The following is a 17,924-nucleotide window of genomic DNA, read 5'->3' on the forward strand; positions in this document are numbered from 1 at the left end:
ACCATGGCTCATCAAGAGATCGTGAGCCGTTTTCGAGCGCTTGTTGAAACGCGCAATAACAGCGTGGCACTATCCAATAATGAAAAAAATGAACGAGTTCGGTAAACCATTTTCCAGTTATGAAAACCAGATGCCCCGCGGGTGGGTCTGGGATGACACACGCGCCTTTCTGGCGGTGGCCCGCCAAGGCACTTTGAGCGGCGCGGCAGCGGAACTCCACCTGGGTATCGCGACGCTCTCCCGGCGTATCGAGCGGCTGGAAAAAGCCTTGAAGCTGCCGTTGTTTGTTCGTCAGCAGTCGGGCTATCAGCTTACTGAAGAAGGGGCCGGGCTAATCGAAAAAGCCGAAGCGCTGGAAGCCGCCGCAGCGGCCTTCTCTAGCGAGGGCGCACTCGCTACGCAGCTGAGCGGCAGGGTGCGCTTGGCCACCGCTGAAAACCTGGCCACGTCGTTGATTCTGCCCGCATTGCCACAATTTTATGCTCAGTACCCCGGCATCACACTTGAGCTGGTGACCGATATCACCACCGTCAATCTGCACCGTCGCGACGCTGATTTGGCGCTCAGAATGGTCAAGCCCGAGCGGGGTAATGTCACCCTTCGCCGACTCGGCTCGCTGGGGTTTGGGCTTTATGCTAGCCCCGGTTATGTGGCCCAGCGTGAGGTTCATCATGACGCGGGCAATTACGACAGCGACGCCTTTATTACCTGGGGAGAAATGCAAGCGCACCTGCCTGCCGCCCAATGGGTTGAGCGGGTTCTGCAAGGGCAGGAACCGGCGTTAACCACCACCTCGCTGGCGACCCAGCTAGCGGCGGCGAAAGCGGGGCTGGGGATAGCGGTGTTGCCGCATTTTCTGGCGTTGGAGGCTGGACTGGTGTGTGTCGCTGCGGATATTGGCGTGGATCAGCCCATCTATCTCGTTATTCAGACGGATCTCACCCAATCAGGCCGTACCCGGGCCGTGGCGGACTTTCTGACTGAGCTGGTGGCCAGTAACCGCAAGCGCTTGAGTGGGTGATATAGTCACTAAGTCTTCACTTTTTATCCGACAGGCCATCCATGACACCCACTGATATTGGCAGCGCCTACGATCAGATCACCCACCTCTGGCAAAGCGACAAATTCAATCTCGCTAACGGGATAGAGGCGCACAAAAGGGCGCTTTCGTTTGTGAAGGGCCGAGGAAAGGCACTCGATATCGGTTGTGGGTGTACCGGCCGCTTTATCGACTTCTTGCAACAAGAAGGCTTTACGCCTGAAGGCGTGGATATTTCCGATGAAATGCTGCGCCTCGCTAAGCAGAAGCACCCTGACGTGACCTTTCACCACCAGGATATTTGCCAGTGGCAGCCGCTGGAAAAATACGACTTTATCACCGCCTGGGACAGCATTTGGCATATTCCGCTAGTGCAGCAGGAAAGTGTGATGACCAAACTTATCGGAAGCCTGAATAAGGGTGGGGTACTGATCTTCTCTTTCGGCGGTACCGACGAACCTGGTGAGCATACCGATAGTTTTATGGGGCCCGAGGTCTACTACTCTACGCTTGGCACAAACGGCTTCGTATCCTTATTGATGAAGTTAGGCGCGGTGTGCAGACATCTGGAGTACGATCAGCACCCGGAGTTGCATACTTATTTGATAGTGCAGAAAAGGTAGCGTCGTGCTTTTCATCAATTAACTATTATCAGGACTGATCGTAATGTCCGCCGATGGCAAAAATATAAATAGCTTTGTCATCGAACCGGTAGATCAGCCGATCTCTTTGTGAAATGCGCCTTGACCACAAGCCAGAAAGATTGTGTCTGAGTGGCTCGGGTTTTCCGATACCAGCCGTTGGATCGTCAGAGCGGAGCATTTCTTTTAAGAGTTTGCAGAGCGCTTTATGCAGCTTCTTATCTGTTTCACGCATTTTTTCATAGGCTTCCCACGTACGGCCCTCAAATACCAGTGATCTCATTCATCTGCTCATTATCAGGTTGGTATCCTTGACCACGACTATGGGTATCTAGAGAAGCCGCAATTTGTTGCATGAGGTCTCGGTTCTGAAGCACATGCAGTGTTTCTTGCTCTCTTTCCCAGTCCTCAGCGCTAATCACCACAAACGCCTCTCCGGTACGACGGGTTACCTTTAAGGGTTCGTGCTGGCTAATCACTTGTTCTACTACGCTTTTCAGGTTGTCTCTGAATTTGTTAACACTGATAATATCCATAACGTCACCATAATGTACGGAAATTCCGTACAACTATATCTCACTAGCTCCGACAAGGCCAAGCGCAGCGATAGCTTTATCGCTGCGCTTGGCCTAGATTTCCTGAATTCATAGTTGCACGTGCTGGTAATATTGTGCAGCTAATAATACTTTGTCTGCATGATGTTGCTGTCTAAAAATCTGCTAATGGTCGATGTGAATGGTCAGTCCCTCTTTCCCCATAGCAATATGGTCAGCGAGTATATTTTGCTGATACTCCCCACCATTTTGCCGCCGGAATGGAATAGAGGATTCATTAAAAAGATTTTCGAGGCGTAGACGCCAAGCGGCTAGCTCCTTCGCTACGCTGACTTTCGAAAGTTTGCCGGTGCCATACACGGCATGGGTTGGCAGTACATCCATACCTGGGAAAAACAGGGCGCCGTGGGTGATGGGGAATAGCAATTCCTCCAAGGGGCCATTAATACCTCGGGGTGAATAGTCCTCCGCTGGGCCACCCACCATTACCGACAGTAATGCCCGTTTGCCTTTGAGAATACCGTCTCCATAGCGATAACGATTGCCTTCATCTTTGTATCCGTAAGCAAATCCATAGGCGTACACCCGGTCTATCCAGCCTTTGAGAATGGCGGGCATACCAAACCACCACAAGGGAAAGTGGAATATGACGGCGTCGGCGGCAAGCAGCTTGTCCTGCTCTGCGGCGACATCCTGCGTCTGCTGGTGAGTGGCATAGGCGTGCTGCGACTCTTGAATAAAGCCTAGCCGGTCATTATTTATACGGTTGGGGAAATCGTGCTCATCAAACGTCGCTTTCCAACCCATGCCATATAGGTCTGACTGCAGCACGGTTTGGCCTTGTCGCTCCAGTATTTGTACCGTTTCAGTTACGAACCGGCGGGTCAATGATGTGGGTTCTGGGTGCGCATACACAATCAATATGGTCTTGGACACTCTAATGCTCCTACAGGCGAATTTACTTGGTGGATACGCTAGAGATTGTGGGCAAGAATAAGCTATCAATGAAATTAATAGTTTTATGATCTACTATATAAAATATGGATAATAAAAGGCTGGATCTTAATTTGTTGGCGACCTTAGAGGCTTTGCTTGAAGAGCAAAATGTCACGAGAGCCGCCGCACGCCTGCATCTTAGTCAGCCTGCCGTCAGCGCTCAGCTGAGCCGCCTTAGGGATATGTTCAACGACCCGCTGCTCATTCCGGCTCACCGCGGGATGATGCCTACCACCAAAGCGTTGGAGTTACTTACCCCACTACGTATTGCACTGGATCAGGTGCGAGAGACGCTGATAACGCACCAGCACTTTGAACCTGCCCAAGCGTCGCTGACCATTACGATTGCATGCACCGATTACCTTCAAGCGGTCATTGGTTTGGCGGTCATGAACGAATTAAGGCGTCAAGCACCTGGCATTAGAATCGCCATACGTAGTCTGGAGCCACCCAGGCTGGAAGCTCAAATGGCACGGGGTGAAGTGGATCTTGCACTCATGACACCCGAAGAGGCGCCCAAGGTTTTACGAATCAGGCCGCTGTATGATGAGAACTATGTGCTGGTTGGATGCTGGAATCACTCACAGCTAAGTGAGGAAATGACGATTGAAGAGTATGTCCAGCTTGAGCACGTAATCGTTTCGCTCAGCGGAGGCGATTTTTCCACTCAGGTGGATCAGGTCTTACAAACATTGGGCTATAGGCGCAATGTTGTTCTGTCTACATCTTCATTCCTGTTCGTCCCAGAGATTGTTGCGCACTCACGTTTTGTGGCACTGGTGCCACGGCGTTTAGTTGCCCAGCGTTCCGACCTTAAAGTTGTTGAATCCCCCATTAAATCACTGGGATTCAAAGTCGGTATGGTGTGGCATGAGCGCAATCATGGTCACAGCGCACATCGTTGGGTGCGTGAGCAAATAGCGCGCATCGTTGGGTGCGTGAGCAAATAGCACACGTACTCTAATCTTAGCTTAAGTAGTCACAGGCAACGTCCGAAAACGACCTATCTGGTCGATCACCAATTCAACCACCGCCTTAAGATCCTTTTCGGTGGCGCCATCGCGTGCTTGCACGGACATCCCTTGGATGATTGCCCCGACAAAGCGGGCGAGTGCCGCAACATTCGTATCGACACTTAACTGTCCCTGCGAAATTCCTTGTTCAATCCTATCCCGCAAGGCATTCATCGTTGCTGCGCGCTCTTGCGCCACCATATCGGCAATAGCGTCATTGTCGCGGGCGCAGGTCAAAACAGCCGTCGAGATCATACAGCCACGGGGCCTATCCGGGCGGCAGAACTGCTTGGCTGCTTCCATCAACAGTTGCTCGAAGGCAGCCACCACATCTTCTTCTTGCAGGGCGGCAACCGCAAACGCACCAACCTCAGATTGATACCAGTCCAGTGCTTCTCGATAGAGGTCTGCCTTTGAAGTGAAGGCTGCATATAGACTCTGCGGTGTGATGCCCATAGCGGCTGTCAGCTCAGCGATTGAAGCACCTTCATAACCGAATTGCCAAAATGTCTTCCCCGCGATGGCTAAGGCCGCACTGCGGTCGAAAGCCCGTGGACGGCCACGCGAGCGTGGTGGATTACTAGTGGTGTTTTTCACAATGATCACTCTTGAAATAAATTGGGTTTACGTTAATTATGGAGTGGTCGCTCCTTATTATAGGTATTCCCATCATGAATAGGTATTTGATCGGTCTTGCAGGCATCATGCTGGCTACGTCGGCATCGGCCAGCGATGCCCTTACAGGGCAGTTGGATGCCGTCATCAATCGAGCTATTGCGGAAAATAGAATCGTTGGGACGGTCGTGTTAGTGGCTCAAAATGGCGAGATCGTCTATCGCCGCGCGGCGGGTCAGTCGGATCGTGAAGTGGGGGTTCCCATGCATGAAGACGCCGTGTTTCGATTAGCCTCTATCACTAAACCCATCGTATCAGCGACGCTAATGCGGCTCGTTGAAGAGGGCAAACTAACGCTAGATGACCCTGTGACAAGGTGGTTACCGACGTTTCGACCTCAACGTGAAGATGGCAGTGAGCCGGTTATTACGTTACGCCAGCTTTTGACGCATACATCGGGCCTAAGCTACCGCTTTATGGAACCGACAGGCAGTGAGTATGACCGTCTCAATATTTCGGATGGTCTTGATCAGCCAGGGCTTAGCCTCAATGAAAATCTGCGTAGGCTCGAACAGGCGCCTCTTGTCTTTCCTCCTGGCGAGGGATGGCGCTATTCGCTAGGGCTTGATGTGTTGGGCGCCGTTATTGCTGAGGCTTCGGGCAAGACGCTTCCTCAGGCGGTGCAGGAGGCCGTTGTTGGGCCCCTTCAATTGGCAGACACAGCCTTTGTGGCCTCCGATCCCTCTCGGTTGGTGACGCCCTATGCAGATGGAGATCCCGAGCCGGTTCGTATGACGGATGGCATGGCTGTGCCTATTTGGCAGAGCGCCGCACATTTTGCACCCAGTCGGGCAACGAATGCTGATTCTTACCCCTCAGGCGGGGCTGGCATGGTTGGAACTGCGGCTGATGTTTTACGTTTTCTAGAAGTTATTCGCAGTGGAGGAGAGCCAATCCTAGCGCCCGATACGGTATCAGCAATGATGCAGAATCAGGTCAGTGCTCAGGCGGAAACGCAAGGGCCTGGCTGGGGGTTCGGTTATGGCTGGGCGGTGCTGAATGATCCTGATGCGGCGGGTACACCGCAGTCAAAAGGCACTATTCAGTGGGGAGGCGCCTATGGCCATAGCTGGTTTGTTGACCCGGTGAAAAAGCTCACTGTTGTCGCGTTAACCAACACAGCATTCGAAGGGATGTCGGGAGCCTTTCCGACGGAAATACGAGATGCGGTCTATGAAGGGGCTGACTGGGCTTCTGAAACGGATGACACCGCACATTGATAGGCTTTAATGCGTTAAAGCTTTCACCTATTGCGCAAAAAAACGCTGATAGAGGAGCCATATTAGCAGCGGTCAGCCTCCAACTCCCGCTTAAGCCACTCCGCCAGCGGCTCGCTGCGGCGGCTATCGGCTTGGCTGGGCAACCACAGGCAAAGGCGCGCAGGGGTTTGGATACTTCCCCAAGGGGCCACCAGCCTGCCACTCCTCAGGTCGTCTTCCACCAATAGACTCGGCGCGATGGCGATACCCAGGCCTGCCACTGCCGCTTCCATCAAGTAGTAAAGGTGATCGAACCTCTGGCCTCTGCTGAGCGCCGCCTCAAGCTGTTCCAGCGCCAGCCCTTTGGCGGTGGCCCACTGCGGCCATGCCTGGGGGCGGGAAGATGTATATAAAAGCTTATTGGCAAGCAGCGATCCGGGCTTAGTTGGATCGCACTGGGCCGCCAACTGCGGGCTTGCCACCGCACATATCTGCTCTTCCATCAGCTCGAATACCTCAACACCTGTGGGCCAGGGCGGCGCGGCAAATGCTAGGGTGGCGCTGGCGTCCGTTTGTGTGCCCGGCTGCTCTCTTTCACTCACCACCACCTGCAATTTCAGCTGGGGCAGCTCGCGGTGCAGACGATCCAGGCGGGGAATCAGCCAGCGGGCCAAAAGGCTGCCAGGACAAGCCAGGGTGAAAGGAGCCTCTTCAACATCACGCTTGAGCGCTGCGCAACTATCCTTCAAGCGTGAGAACGCTTCACCCACACCACTCTGCAGTCGCTCCCCGTGCGAGGTCAGTACAATACCTCGGCCCGCTTTGGCAAAAAGTGCTACTCCAAAATGGTCATCCAGGCTCTTTAGCTGGCGGCTGACAGCACCGTGAGTCACGCTTAGCTCATCGGCAGCGGCGGTCACGCTACCCAAACGGGCAGTGGCTTCAAAGGCGCGCAGAGCGCTAAGCGGCGGCATGCTGTGTTGCATGAGACATCCTGCTGATAGTTGACTTAAGCTCACATGTTGCTGACATCTTATCGATTTTTATCTCCACCCGCTTGCGCTATTTTCACTGCATTGTTTTCACTGAACTGTTTTTACTGAACAGTTCGATAACGCATTCAGAGGTCGCGATGAATCAACCTGTAGACGTATCCAAGAGCCTGCCCGATGCCAACGGGCTATTTGGCAGCTTCGGTGGCCGCTTTGTCGCCGAAACGCTGATGCCACTGATTCTAGAGCTGCAAGACGAGTACACCATCGCTAAGAACGACCCCGAATTCCAGCGCCAGTTGGCTTATTTTCAGGGTGATTATGTGGGGCGGCCAAGCCCGCTCTACTTTGCCGAGCGGCTGACCGAGTACTTTGGCGGGGCGAGTATTTACTTGAAGCGCGAAGAGCTGAATCACACCGGCGCGCACAAGATCAACAACTGCATCGGTCAGGTATTGTTGGCCAAGCAGATGGGCAAAAAGCGCATCATCGCGGAAACCGGTGCAGGCATGCACGGCGTTGCCACCGCTACCGTTGCGGCGCGCTTTGGCTTGCCTTGTGTCATTTACATGGGCGCAACCGATATCGAACGTCAGCAGCCCAACGTATTCCGCATGAAGCTGCTGGGCGCGGAAGTCATCCCCGTTACCTCGGGCACAGGCACGCTAAAAGATGCCATGAACGAAGCGTTGCGCGACTGGGTAACGAATGTCGACGACACCTTCTACATCATTGGCACCGTAGCGGGGCCACACCCATACCCGGCCATGGTACGTGATTTTCAGGCCGTGATCGGTCATGAAACCCGTGCGCAAATGCTGGAAAAGAAAGGGCGCCTGCCGGATTCGCTAGTGGCCTGCATTGGCGGCGGTTCAAACGCCATGGGGATGTTTCACCCGTTCCTCGATGACCTTGATGTGAAGATGATTGGCGTAGAAGCGGGTGGCAAGGGCGTTAAAAGCGGCCTGCATGCAGCCAGCCTGAACGGCGGCACCCCCGGCGTGCTGCACGGCAACCGCACTTACTTGCTGCAAAACGAAGATGGCCAGATTATCGACGCTCACTCGATTTCCGCCGGGCTGGATTACCCCGGTATCGGGCCGGAGCACGCATGGTTGCACGAGCAGGGGCGGGTCGAGTACGTCTCTGCCACGGACGACGAAGCGTTGGAAGCCTTCCAGGTCTGCTGCCGCCAGGAGGGCATTATTCCAGCCCTGGAGACCGCCCATGCCCTGGCCGAAGTGGCCAAGCGCGCCCCCGGCCTGCCCCGCGAGCACTTAATGGTGGTCAACCTCAGCGGCCGTGGTGACAAGGACATGATGAGCGTGGCCCATCACCTTGGTGAAAAATTCGGGGTTAAACAGCTATGAGCGCAACACAGGAGAACGTCATGACCCATACCTCTCGTCTTGAACACTGCTTTGCCGCTCTCAAGCAGCAAAACCGCCCGGCGCTGGTCAGCTATCTCACCGCTGGCGATCCGGATGCCGAGACCTCCCGCCGCCTGTTGCACGGGTTGCCAAAAGCGGGGGTGGATATCATCGAACTCGGCATGCCGTTCAGTGACCCGATGGCCGATGGCCCCGCCATCCAGAAAGCCGCGCTGCGCGCCTTGAATAACGGCCAGACACAAGCCAAAACGCTGGAAATGGTGCGCCGCTTCCGTGAAGAAGACAGCACCACGCCCATTGTGCTGATGGGCTACTACAACCCCATTTACTGTTACGGCGTCGAGCGTTTCTTGACTGATGCCGCCAAGGCCGGGGTCGATGGCCTGATCGTGGTAGATCTGCCGCCCGAGCACGATGAGGAACTTTGCCAGCCAGCGGCGCAACACAACATCGATTTTATTCGCCTGGCCACGCCGACCACCGATGCCAAACGCCTGCCCAAGGTGCTGGCGAATGCCTCCGGGTTTATCTACTACGTTTCCGTTGCCGGTGTCACTGGTGGAAGTGCACCCACGCCAGAACGGTTGGAAGGCGCAGTAGCCGGGCTTCGTGAACATACGGAGCTGCCCATCGCCGTTGGTTTTGGCATCCGTACCGCCGAACAAGCCGCCACCATTGGCCGCTTCAGCGATGCAGTCGTCGTCGGCTCAGCACTGGTTGACTGTATCGAAAATGCCAACACGCCTGATGAAGCCGTTGAGCGTGTGCATGGTCTGGTAAGTGAACTGGCGGAAAGCGTCAGGGCGTGCCGGGAGGTGATTGAGCCGCAAGTTTGCTGATATGGGCACATGGGCTTCGTCCCTCACCGATTAACGCTGTTGTTGGGAAATGTATCGCCTCTGTTTGGTATCAAAGATTGAGCCAAGCCTTCGTGAGCAGCTAATCTAAGCACTTGGGCATATAGTCTAATGCTAATGAAGTACTTTGCTGCGAGCCTAGAGAGGCGATTTTCATGAATCTAACCACGCTGCTGTTGTTTATTCCTGCCTGCTTCGCCCTCAATATGGCGCCAGGGCCTAACAATCTGCTGTCACTGGCAAATGCCAAGCGCTATGGCGTTAGGGCAGCTTGTCTTGCAGGTATTGGGCGGCTGGCAGCCTTTGTTGGCATGATTACGCTTGCTGCAACCGGCTTGGCTACGCTGCTTTACACCTCTGAAAAGATTTTCCTGGTCATCAAGGTAGTTGGTGGTCTCTATCTGTTATGGCTGGCGTATCAATTATGGGGTGCCGACAGCACTGAAAGTGTTGACGGAGACACCCAGCCCAATAGCCTATTTGAGCTGGCGCGACAAGAGTTCCTGCTTGCCGCCGGTAACCCAAAAGCCATCCTGATTTTTACCGCATTCCTACCGCAGTTTGTGGAGCCCAGCGGCCATGTAGGGCAGCAGTTTATAGTGCTAGGTGCGCTGTTTTTGCTGCTGGAATGGGTAGCGATTGCCGGTTACGCCTATGCAGGCAGCTTTTTAAGCCACTGGTTTTCACGCCCCGCCATGCGTCGTTTATTCAACCGCGGCTGCGCAGGCTTATTGGCCAGCGCAGGAGTAGGGCTGCTATTGGCTAAGAAAGAATGAGCAAGCTCTAACATGGGAGACACGCATTGAACCAAGCGCTAGTCGTTAACCATGGGCACTGGCTCAACGCAGATGATTATCTAATGCTAAGGGAAAGGAATGACTACAAGGTTGATAATAAAGACGATGACGGTGGTTTTTGCGCTGATCGGGTTCATAAGCGTACTGCTCCTATGTATTGGCTTCATCATGGATTTTCGATCCTTCGATCAGACCCAGGGCGGTTACGAACCCCCTTACACTGACTTCACCGGCCAGCCGATACGCTGGCAAGAGCTTGATACCACGACAGTGGGCATGGTTCATCGCGGTTATGTGGTAGACGTTCTGATCAATTGCCGCTCGGGTATGATGACGTTTGATGTGTTTGGCATGGAGATCCCGTGGCGTAGCTTTTCTGAACGCGCCTTAGTGGTGCATAAACCTTGGGATGCCTGCGAAGATCGGGGGTTCTCACCGAGGTTTTAAGAGAAAACTCTCAGCAGATGACGAAACTGATTAACTAGGCTTTGTACGAAAAGTCGGCGAGCGAAGGTCAGGCAAGGCAAAAAAACGGCGAAAAAGCGGAGTTTACGGGGTGTAAATGAGCATTTTGATCGGACTCGCGCACGAGCCTTTTTTTAACGCCGCATGGCCGAGCGCAGTCAGTTTTCGTACAAAGCCTAAGTAGTGAGGTAGAAACAAGTGGCCTTTTCGGATCCAGAAAGAGAAGCTTTGTTGAGCGTGAAGGGCATTGGCCCTATCGTCATTAAGCGTTTTGAAGAGATCGGTATTGATTCATTTAGCGAACTTGCCACCCGCCAGGTCGATGAAATAGCCGATATGGTTGCATCTATGCTGCAAACGACTTGCTGGAAAAATAGCCCGCGATCGAAGTCAGCGATTGCTGCCGCCATTGCGAGAGCCCAGCAAGGGCTATAAAAACAGCAACAGTGAGAGAGCGCTTTAACTCGCGACCTTCCCAGACTGTCTATAGACGTTGGGATAGCGAAAAGATAATAGGTGATATACCTTCAACTTGATGCATTAATAAAGTAACGCTATGAACATTCAAGAGCTTGTTAGTGAAGCAGAGTCATTACCCGTTGAAGAGCGCGCAAGAGTAGTCGATGCGCTGCTGCGTAGCCTCAACTCTCCAGAATCAAGTATCGACAAGCAGTGGGTCGATGCTGCCCAAAGTCGTTTAGACGACATTCTGGCGCGTAAAGTAGCTACTGTTTCAAGTGAGCAAGTGTTTGCTAATTTGCGCGCTAGAATGCATTTACATTGTGAGCCAAATTACGGGAAGTAATCAGCTATAAGTTAGGTTTCCACTTCCGCAATGACGGATTAATAAAAATAGCCTTTTTGCCGCTAACTGAATATTTTATGGCTGAAGTGAACAAAATATTTAAAGGCGAGGCGTGTTGAAATGAAATTCAGAAGCACAAGCGGTACCACTATCGCACTCGTTCAGTTGCCTGTTGTAAAAGGCGCAGTGGCCGAAAATCTTGAAACGCACCTTACCTATATTCAGCAAGCTGCCGTGCGAGGGGCCGATCTAGTAGTGTTCCCTGAGCTTTCGCTGACCGGCTATGAGCTTGAGCTATTAGAGCAGCTAGCGTTGCTGAAAGATTCAGAGGTGTTCGACACACTTTCCACAGCCGCTGTTGCCCATAATATCGTCGTGATAGCAGGCTGTCCGCTCATTAGTGAAGGCAGAAAGCCGAAGATAGGGGCAGTTATCTGCTTCCCGAGCGGCGAGCGAGCATTCTACGCAAAGCAGTACCTGCACGAAGGGGAAGCGGTTTACTGTTCGACTGGTAACGAAAGTTATCTATGTACGGTTAACGGTACTCGAATAGCCTTGGCCATTTGTGCAGACTTCGCCAATCCCTCCCATGCAGAAGCGGCATCCGCCCAGCAAGCGGAGGTATATATTGCCAGCGCGCTGATATCTGAAGCAGGGTATGAGGTCGATGCGTAGCTACTCGCTGCCATGGCGAAACGCCACCAGTTCCCGGTGCTACTTGCTAACCACATTTCCAACACAGGTGGCTGGCAAACCTGCGGTAAAAGCGGCGGCTGGAATGCGGATGGTGAACTCGCGATCACTGCTGACGGCACTGAAGCTTGCATTGTGATTTGCGCTATAAACGGAGGCGCACTCGACGCCTCGCTAGTGACCAATTTACCTATCGAGAACAGCTGCCCAGTGGGCTAGCCCGCCCGCTTTATGATGGGTGTGCGTCAAGCGAATCCTTCGGTGCCTCGCGGCGGTCATTCATTCCGTAGTCCCGGATGACGGAAGCGACGCGGAGCCGGTAGTCGGCAAAGATATCCTGCCGGCCCGCTTTCTGGACGGAACGGTGAGGTTCGAACGTGCGCCACTGCTTCACGGCTTCTTCGTCCCGCCAGAAGGAGAGCGACAGGATCTTTCCAGGATGTGTGAGGCTCTCGAAGCGCTCAATCGAGATAAAACCGTCGACGCCTTCCAGGTGTTGGCTCAGCCCGCTGGCAGCGTCCAGGTAGTCCTGTTTCCGCTCCGAATGCGGTAGAACTTCAAATATCACGGCGATCATAAAACACTCCACGGATAGACAGATTCAACGCCCAGTGTGCCGTCCACCACCTCAACGAAGCTGCGCTCCTCCTTGAGAATAAACTTCTTCTCTTGAGCCATGGTGAAGTTCGCGTGCCCGCCTTCGTCAGACTTCAGCCGGGCGCGGTAGGCCTCATAGGTAGCCAGGCTATCGAATGCGATTAGCCCCCAGGCAACATTGTTAGTGCCCTCGTAGGGAAGAAAATAACCGATAAGGTGGCCACCGCACCGGGGTATGATTTGCCCCCAGTTTTCGGCATACGCCTTGAAGGCGTCGCGTTGGAAAGGGTCGATCTCGTAGCGGATAAAGCAGGTAATGCTCATAGGGGTATCTCCTTTGAACGGTAGCTAGGACGATACCGCGTTGTCGGCCCCAGGTGGTTCGACTAGAATCGAACCATGAGTGAAGGCCCTAACATTGTGCGCGTTGCAGCGCTTATCGGCGATAATGCTCGGGCGGAGGTTCTCTCCGCCCTGATGTCAGGTCGTGCGCTGACGGCGACCGAACTGGCGGACACGGCCGGTGTTACCAAGCAGACCATTAGTTTTCACCTTGGCAAGCTGCTAGACGCAGGGCTGATCACGGTGGAGCAGCAAGGCCGTCACCGCTATTTCCGGCTGATGGGTCCGGAGGTGGCCAGTCTCCTGGAGTCGCTGATGGGCCTCGCTTGCCGCAGTGAGGGGAACCGCCTTGTTACAGGGCCACGCGATCCCGCCCTGCGCAAGGCCCGTATCTGTTACGACCACCTTGCCGGGGAGTTGGGTGTTTCAGTGTATGAACAGATGCTGCGAACGGATATCCTTCATCAGCACCCAGGAGGGCTACAGCTCACTGAGCAGGGAAGGGTGTGGTTTAATCAATTTGGCATCGATACAGATACGCTTGCTTCTTCAAAACGCTCATTTTGTAGGGAGTGTCTTGATTGGAGCGAGCGCAGGCATCATCTAGCGGGCGCGCTCGGCAGTGCACTGCTTACCCGAATTCAGGCGCTTGGCTGGGCGAGGCGAGAAAAAAACTCTCGCGTTATCGTCTTCAGCGCCCAAGGGGAGAAGTTGCTGTGGGCAATGCTTGAACCGCAGAGTGCGCCACCTGTTTCAGCCCGACAAGCCGCTGTAACCCTCTAAGATTCTATAAAACTGAGAGAAATAATGGGAAAGCTCTTTTCACTGGTTGTATTGTTAGCGCTTGGCTATGCCGGTATCTATTTCTATTACGGCGTTGTCGTTGAACGGGAAATTCAGCAGCAGTTGGATGAGCGCGGCCTCTCTGCCGTCAGCGTGGATAACATTGAGTATGGGGTGCTGGCGCCCATTAACACGACTGCGAACATTGAAGTGAGCGTCACTTATCGCGGCTCTCAGGCGACGCTGGATTTGATAGTGCAGGGCCATCCGTTATTCTCTGACGAAGTAAGTGTCGAATTCGACGGCTTACAAGCCCTGCGACTGGGGATCAATTTCGGGCAGTAAGTGGTACCCACACATGCTCAACACCAATCGAAAGCGCCACGGCCACCAGCAAAGCTGCCATCAGCCAATTAAAGCCCTTAACGATAGCAGGGCTTTTAATACGGCTGCCTACGGCGCTGCCAATCACGATATAGCTACCGGGTGCGCCCGCGGCTAACATCGCCAGCCCGAATGCCCAAAACACTAAGCTAAGCCCATGAATGTCAGCGGCAGGAAACTGCAGTGTGGCAATGGGCAGGGTGGCCAAAATGGCTTTGGGATTAAGCAACTGCATGACCAGCCCATCACGATAACTGACTAGCCGTGGGGCGTTGTCTGGCTCGCTTATATCAACACTTGAACGGGCAATCTTGCTCGCGAGATAAACAATATAGCCGCAGCCCAAGGCACTCACCACGATGAGTGCTTCATCATCGATCCATGCAGCACCCGCCCAACCCAATACTAATAAGTACGCCAGCATCGCAGTACCCACGCCAAGGCAAAACCCAACCGACTGCCTGGCTTGCCCATTGATGCCAATATTCAAGCCAAGCAGATTCACAGGCCCAGGCGAATACATAGCGCCTAGGGCATAGGCGACAATTCCTAACATGGTTAAACCTCTATGCTGGTATTTAGGTGTAAGAGCCTGTACGAAAAGTCGGCGAGCGCAGGCAGTTTTCGTGCAGAGCCTAGCGTGCGATATCACGCTGGTACTGATGGGGCGTCATGCCATAAATTCGCTTAAAGCGGCGATTGAAATGGCTGAGATCGGCAAACCCATAGCGCAAAGCGACCTCTGTTAGAGAAGCGCCTAGGTCTAGCGCCGAACGGGCCGCATTGATTCGGCAATTAATCACATACTGATGCGGCGTAATGCCGTAATGCTGACGAAACAGGCGTAAGAAGTGGTACTTGGAGATATGCGCCGCTTGGCTGATGTCATCCAGGGAGATATCCGTATCCAAGTGGGCGTGAATATAATCTTTCGCCAGGCCCAGCAGCGCATCGGGGCGGGTGAGCACCTGGTTGGGCTGAGAAATCCCGCCGAGTTGCACAGTACGCTCGATTACCTGATAAAGCGCATTCTCCTGATCGATACAGCTACCAGAGTGAGAAGTGACTAAGCGCGCCAGTTCCAAAATGGCATTGCGTAGCCGAATGTCCTGAACAAGAGTGTTATTTGAGCGAAAGTCCGCCGTGCGCTCGTGGCCTAGAGCATCAGCAAACAGGGCATTAACCTGCTCGGGATGCGCATATACCATCAGGTAATCCAGTGAGCGATCTCCGCCCGGTTGGCCGTCGTGAACTTCCTCAGGGTTGAACAAAATTACGTTGCCCGGTGGGCTACGATGAAACTGCCCGCCGCTGAAGAAATCCTGACGTCCCGCCAGCGTAACGCCGAATGCATACTCCTCGTGGGCATGGCGGTCGTAGCTGAAATCCTCAATAGCAGCGTGAAGTACCGTCAGCGTTGGCACGTGCTGGCTCTTGATGAATTGAAACCGGCTTGCGTTACTCATGCCGCCCCCTCCTGATTAGTCACACCACCTAGCTTATGCCAACCCCGCACCCGGATGCTTGTACATAATTGCTAATCGGCTGCGGGGGAAGGAGGCGAGATAACCGACAACGATGCATTGGCATCTATTGCGCTATCGAAAGGTAGCCATGCGAAGGGATTTAGCAGTTGAACCTTCAGCCATCGGTCGAGCGCGTGAGTGTCTCCCATTCACTGATTTCGTCGGCAAGCGCCGACAATTTGCCGCGCACCAGCGCTAGTGCATCGCTTCCCAGCAGCAGATGCTCCGGCGGCGTGTCGCTGGCTATTGCGTCCAGCATTGCGCGAGCTGCCTTTGCCGGATCGCCAAGTTGCTGACCGCTTTTCTCGACGCGGGCATTACGAATCGGATCAAATAGCGCGTCGTAGTCGGAGATCGAGCGCGGCGAGCGGGACATCGAGCGACCAGCCCAGTCGGTACGAAACGAGCCGGGTGCCACGGCAGTGACATGAACATTGAACGATTTCACTTCCTTGCCAAGCACCTCCGAAATACCTTCCAGTGCAAATTTACTACCACAGTAATAAGCGATGCCTGGCATCGTGATGAAACCACCCATAGATGTGATGTTGAGGATATGTCCGCGCCGACGTGAGCGCATGTATGGCAACACAGCCTTTGTGACGGCAACAGCTCCGAATACGTTCACGTCAAACTGCCGACGCATTTCGGCCAATGAGGACTCCTCCAGGATACCTTCATGGCCGTAACCGGCGTTGTTGACGAGAACATCGATCTCTCCGACGTTTGCCTCTATCTCGGCCACGACCCCGTCGATGGCATCGAAGTCGGTCACATCGAGCACACGGCCCACTGCTTTCTCCGGATTGAGTGCCTCAAATGCCTGCCTGGCCCGTTCGCTGCGTACCGTGCCGACCACCTGATGGCCGGTAGCAAGTGCTTCCTGAGCCAGCGCCCGGCCAAAGCCGCTACTGACGCCCGTGATGAGTATAAGTTTGCTGGTAGACATGCAAATAGCTCCTGTGTATCAGTGGAGGATGCACATTACCCCTTTGTATTGCCTGCTTTCAGGCATAAAATTCTTATATTATTGCCTATTCTGATAATTCCAGTCGGTACCGCGTGAAAAAGACATTTTCCACTCTGCAGACGGCTGAACAGCGGCACATGGTGACGCTGCTTCAGGCGCTGGCGCCGGAAGAAGGATACAACCTCACGGCTCTGCCCGACGTACGCATTCTGCGTTCGGATCGTCCCTTGTCTCGTACCCCCGTGCTGTACGACCCCGGTATCGTGATTGTTTGCCAGGGGCGAAAGCGGGGGTATTTCGGCCATCAGGTTTATCTTTACGACGAGCAGCACTATCTGGCGGTCGCGGTGCCGGTACCCTTCACGATGGAAACCGAGGCGACGCCAGAACACCCACTGCTAGCCATATATATGCATCTGGACTTTCAGCTCGCCGCGGAGCTGATGATCCAGATCGACCGCCATCAGTCTCCTACCCAGAAAAACGTGGCCCAAAGCCTAATGTCCAGTCCCATGGATGCTGCGTTGCGGGTGTCCGTGACACGTTTTCTCGAAACGATGAGTCAGCCGCTTGAAGCGGAGATTCTTGGCCCCGCGCTGGTGAGAGAACTGTATTTTCGCGTGCTCACCGGTGCACAGGGCAATGCCATGCGTGCGGCGCTGGCAATGCAGGGGCAGTTCGGGAAAATCAGCAAGGCGTTACGCCACATCCACGCGACCTACGCTCAGCCTCTTAACCTGTCGCAACTGGCTAGCGAGGCCGGTATGAGCGTTCCGACGTTTCTTAATCACTTCAAAGCCATTACGCACACTTCACCCATGCAGTACGTTAAATCCACGCGACTGCATCAAGCACGGCTGCTGATGGTTCGTCAGAGCATGACGGCAGAGGCCGCTTGCCACGCCGTCGGCTACCTGAGTGCTTCGCAATTCAATCGGGAGTTCAAACGGCTTTTCGGATTGACGCCAGCTGCCGAAACGAAGCGAATGCGGGAGAACTTCGCGCTACCGCCTGCTTTCACCAAGTCGGATTACGTCTCGTCGCATTGAGGCTGACCTGAGTTTAGTCACAACGCCGCCATGCGCAGGCTAATGAGTTGCGCTCCCAACGCAAATAGCACCGTTAGTGCGTAAGCGTTCATTCTAAGACGTCCTGCCGCCCGGCTGACATTCGCCCTACAGTAACCTCACATTTGCCCACACGAG

Annotated in this window: 25 protein-coding genes; 15 read left to right on the forward strand and 10 right to left on the reverse strand. The window is 54.1% G+C overall.

What is annotated here, in order from left to right:
• Window positions 1–79 precede the first annotated feature (79 nt).
• Together HALA3H3_RS16020 and HALA3H3_RS16025 are read left to right on the forward strand one after the other, a co-directional pair.
• Window positions 80–1,021, forward strand: a complete 942-nt coding sequence (locus tag HALA3H3_RS16020; RefSeq protein ID WP_022522592.1) for a LysR family transcriptional regulator — start codon at window positions 80–82, stop codon at window positions 1,019–1,021.
• 41 nt (window positions 1,022–1,062) lie between these two features.
• On the forward strand, window positions 1,063–1,662 hold the full coding sequence (locus HALA3H3_RS16025; RefSeq protein WP_009287594.1) for a class I SAM-dependent methyltransferase: 600 nt from the start codon (window positions 1,063–1,065) through the stop codon (window positions 1,660–1,662).
• A gap of 28 nt (window positions 1,663–1,690) precedes the next feature.
• On the opposite strand, the gene HALA3H3_RS16030 is transcribed toward HALA3H3_RS16025, so the two are convergent.
• The 3 genes from HALA3H3_RS16030 to HALA3H3_RS16040 all read right to left on the reverse strand — a co-directional run bounded on the left by HALA3H3_RS16030 (window position 1,691) and on the right by HALA3H3_RS16040 (window position 3,170).
• Window positions 1,691–1,963 carry a Txe/YoeB family addiction module toxin gene (locus HALA3H3_RS16030; protein ID WP_022522593.1) on the reverse strand — a complete coding sequence of 91 codons (273 nt, stop codon included), beginning with the start codon at window positions 1,961–1,963 and terminating at the stop codon, window positions 1,691–1,693.
• On the reverse strand, window positions 1,944–2,216 hold the full coding sequence (locus tag HALA3H3_RS16035; protein ID WP_022522594.1) for a type II toxin-antitoxin system Phd/YefM family antitoxin: 273 nt from the start codon (window positions 2,214–2,216) through the stop codon (window positions 1,944–1,946). Before HALA3H3_RS16035 ends, HALA3H3_RS16030 begins: the two co-directional genes overlap by 20 nt.
• 183 nt (window positions 2,217–2,399) lie before the next feature.
• A complete protein-coding gene (locus tag HALA3H3_RS16040; protein ID WP_022522595.1) occupies window positions 2,400–3,170 on the reverse strand; it encodes an NAD(P)H-dependent oxidoreductase in 771 nt (256 codons plus the stop codon).
• A gap of 104 nt (window positions 3,171–3,274) precedes the next feature.
• Here HALA3H3_RS16040 and HALA3H3_RS16045 point away from each other — a divergent pair, with 104 nt between their 5' ends.
• Complete coding sequence (locus tag HALA3H3_RS16045) at window positions 3,275–4,180, forward strand: LysR family transcriptional regulator (protein ID WP_022522596.1); 906 nt, start codon at window positions 3,275–3,277, stop codon at window positions 4,178–4,180.
• A 21-nt stretch (window positions 4,181–4,201) separates the two neighbouring features.
• Here the strand turns inward: HALA3H3_RS16045 and HALA3H3_RS16050 are convergent, their stop codons facing one another.
• On the reverse strand, window positions 4,202–4,840 hold the full coding sequence (locus tag HALA3H3_RS16050; RefSeq protein WP_022522597.1) for a TetR/AcrR family transcriptional regulator: 639 nt from the start codon (window positions 4,838–4,840) through the stop codon (window positions 4,202–4,204).
• 74 nt (window positions 4,841–4,914) lie between these two features.
• On the opposite strand from HALA3H3_RS16050, the gene HALA3H3_RS16055 reads away from it, so the two are divergent.
• Complete coding sequence (locus HALA3H3_RS16055; protein ID WP_082116870.1) at window positions 4,915–6,138, forward strand: serine hydrolase domain-containing protein; 1,224 nt, start codon at window positions 4,915–4,917, stop codon at window positions 6,136–6,138.
• Between the two features lie 62 nt (window positions 6,139–6,200).
• Here the strand turns inward: HALA3H3_RS16055 and HALA3H3_RS16060 are convergent, their stop codons facing one another.
• On the reverse strand, window positions 6,201–7,103 hold the full coding sequence (locus HALA3H3_RS16060; RefSeq protein WP_022522601.1) for a LysR family transcriptional regulator: 903 nt from the start codon (window positions 7,101–7,103) through the stop codon (window positions 6,201–6,203).
• A gap of 146 nt (window positions 7,104–7,249) precedes the next feature.
• On the opposite strand from HALA3H3_RS16060, the gene trpB reads away from it, so the two are divergent.
• The 8 genes from trpB to HALA3H3_RS27430 all read left to right on the forward strand — a co-directional run bounded on the left by trpB (window position 7,250) and on the right by HALA3H3_RS27430 (window position 12,336).
• Window positions 7,250–8,479, forward strand: a complete 1,230-nt coding sequence (gene trpB, locus HALA3H3_RS16065; RefSeq protein ID WP_022522602.1) for a tryptophan synthase subunit beta — start codon at window positions 7,250–7,252, stop codon at window positions 8,477–8,479.
• Between the two features lie 20 nt (window positions 8,480–8,499).
• On the forward strand, window positions 8,500–9,339 hold the full coding sequence (gene trpA, locus HALA3H3_RS16070) for a tryptophan synthase subunit alpha (protein WP_022522603.1): 840 nt from the start codon (window positions 8,500–8,502) through the stop codon (window positions 9,337–9,339).
• Window positions 9,340–9,512: 173 nt separating this feature from the next.
• Window positions 9,513–10,133 carry a LysE family translocator gene (locus HALA3H3_RS16075; protein WP_022522604.1) on the forward strand — a complete coding sequence of 207 codons (621 nt, stop codon included), beginning with the start codon at window positions 9,513–9,515 and terminating at the stop codon, window positions 10,131–10,133.
• 99 nt (window positions 10,134–10,232) lie between these two features.
• Window positions 10,233–10,601, forward strand: coding sequence for a hypothetical protein (locus tag HALA3H3_RS16080; protein ID WP_022522605.1), 369 nt, complete (start codon window positions 10,233–10,235; stop codon window positions 10,599–10,601).
• A 216-nt stretch (window positions 10,602–10,817) separates the two neighbouring features.
• Window positions 10,818–11,054 (forward strand): helix-hairpin-helix domain-containing protein, encoded by a 237-nt coding sequence (locus HALA3H3_RS16085; protein ID WP_022522606.1) that lies wholly within the window; start codon window positions 10,818–10,820, stop codon window positions 11,052–11,054.
• 121 nt (window positions 11,055–11,175) lie between these two features.
• Window positions 11,176–11,424: an addiction module protein gene (locus HALA3H3_RS16090; protein WP_022522607.1), complete on the forward strand. Its 249-nt coding sequence runs from the start codon at window positions 11,176–11,178 to the stop codon at window positions 11,422–11,424.
• A 120-nt stretch (window positions 11,425–11,544) separates the two neighbouring features.
• Complete coding sequence (locus HALA3H3_RS16095; protein WP_022522608.1) at window positions 11,545–12,099, forward strand: carbon-nitrogen hydrolase family protein; 555 nt, start codon at window positions 11,545–11,547, stop codon at window positions 12,097–12,099.
• 12 nt (window positions 12,100–12,111) lie between these two features.
• A complete protein-coding gene (locus tag HALA3H3_RS27430) occupies window positions 12,112–12,336 on the forward strand; it encodes a hypothetical protein (RefSeq protein ID WP_022522609.1) in 225 nt (74 codons plus the stop codon).
• Window positions 12,337–12,346: 10 nt separating this feature from the next.
• On the opposite strand, the gene HALA3H3_RS16100 is transcribed toward HALA3H3_RS27430, so the two are convergent.
• On the reverse strand, window positions 12,347–12,694 hold the full coding sequence (locus tag HALA3H3_RS16100; RefSeq protein ID WP_022522610.1) for an antibiotic biosynthesis monooxygenase family protein: 348 nt from the start codon (window positions 12,692–12,694) through the stop codon (window positions 12,347–12,349).
• Entirely contained in the window at window positions 12,691–13,038 is a 348-nt protein-coding gene (locus HALA3H3_RS16105) for an NIPSNAP family protein (protein WP_022522611.1), read from the reverse strand. The genes HALA3H3_RS16100 and HALA3H3_RS16105 overlap by 4 nt, the downstream gene beginning before the upstream one ends.
• Before the next feature lie 75 nt (window positions 13,039–13,113).
• Here HALA3H3_RS16105 and HALA3H3_RS16110 point away from each other — a divergent pair, with 75 nt between their 5' ends.
• Both HALA3H3_RS16110 and HALA3H3_RS16115 read left to right on the forward strand, forming a co-directional pair.
• Window positions 13,114–13,839: an ArsR/SmtB family transcription factor gene (locus tag HALA3H3_RS16110; protein ID WP_022522612.1), complete on the forward strand. Its 726-nt coding sequence runs from the start codon at window positions 13,114–13,116 to the stop codon at window positions 13,837–13,839.
• Window positions 13,840–13,863: 24 nt separating this feature from the next.
• Entirely contained in the window at window positions 13,864–14,184 is a 321-nt protein-coding gene (locus tag HALA3H3_RS16115; protein WP_022522613.1) for a hypothetical protein, read from the forward strand.
• Here the strand turns inward: HALA3H3_RS16115 and HALA3H3_RS16120 are convergent.
• The 3 genes from HALA3H3_RS16120 to HALA3H3_RS16130 all read right to left on the reverse strand — a co-directional run bounded on the left by HALA3H3_RS16120 (window position 14,168) and on the right by HALA3H3_RS16130 (window position 16,698).
• On the reverse strand, window positions 14,168–14,779 hold the full coding sequence (locus tag HALA3H3_RS16120) for a LysE family translocator (protein WP_022522614.1): 612 nt from the start codon (window positions 14,777–14,779) through the stop codon (window positions 14,168–14,170). The two genes, HALA3H3_RS16115 and HALA3H3_RS16120, sit on opposite strands and share 17 nt — an antisense overlap.
• Window positions 14,780–14,858: 79 nt before the next feature.
• Window positions 14,859–15,689, reverse strand: a complete 831-nt coding sequence (locus HALA3H3_RS16125) for a helix-turn-helix transcriptional regulator (RefSeq protein ID WP_022522615.1) — start codon at window positions 15,687–15,689, stop codon at window positions 14,859–14,861.
• A gap of 175 nt (window positions 15,690–15,864) precedes the next feature.
• The gene (locus HALA3H3_RS16130) at window positions 15,865–16,698 is read right to left on the reverse strand and encodes an oxidoreductase (protein WP_022522616.1); all 834 of its coding nucleotides are present in this window, start codon (window positions 16,696–16,698) and stop codon (window positions 15,865–15,867) included.
• A 113-nt stretch (window positions 16,699–16,811) separates the two neighbouring features.
• Between HALA3H3_RS16130 and HALA3H3_RS16135 the strand changes: the two genes are divergently transcribed.
• Window positions 16,812–17,768 (forward strand): AraC family transcriptional regulator, encoded by a 957-nt coding sequence (locus HALA3H3_RS16135; protein ID WP_236557319.1) that lies wholly within the window; start codon window positions 16,812–16,814, stop codon window positions 17,766–17,768.
• The last annotated feature ends 156 nt before the right edge of the window (window positions 17,769–17,924 follow it).

The organism is Halomonas sp. A3H3 (assembly GCF_000982975.1).
GTDB lineage: Bacteria > Pseudomonadota > Gammaproteobacteria > Pseudomonadales > Halomonadaceae > Vreelandella > Vreelandella titanicae.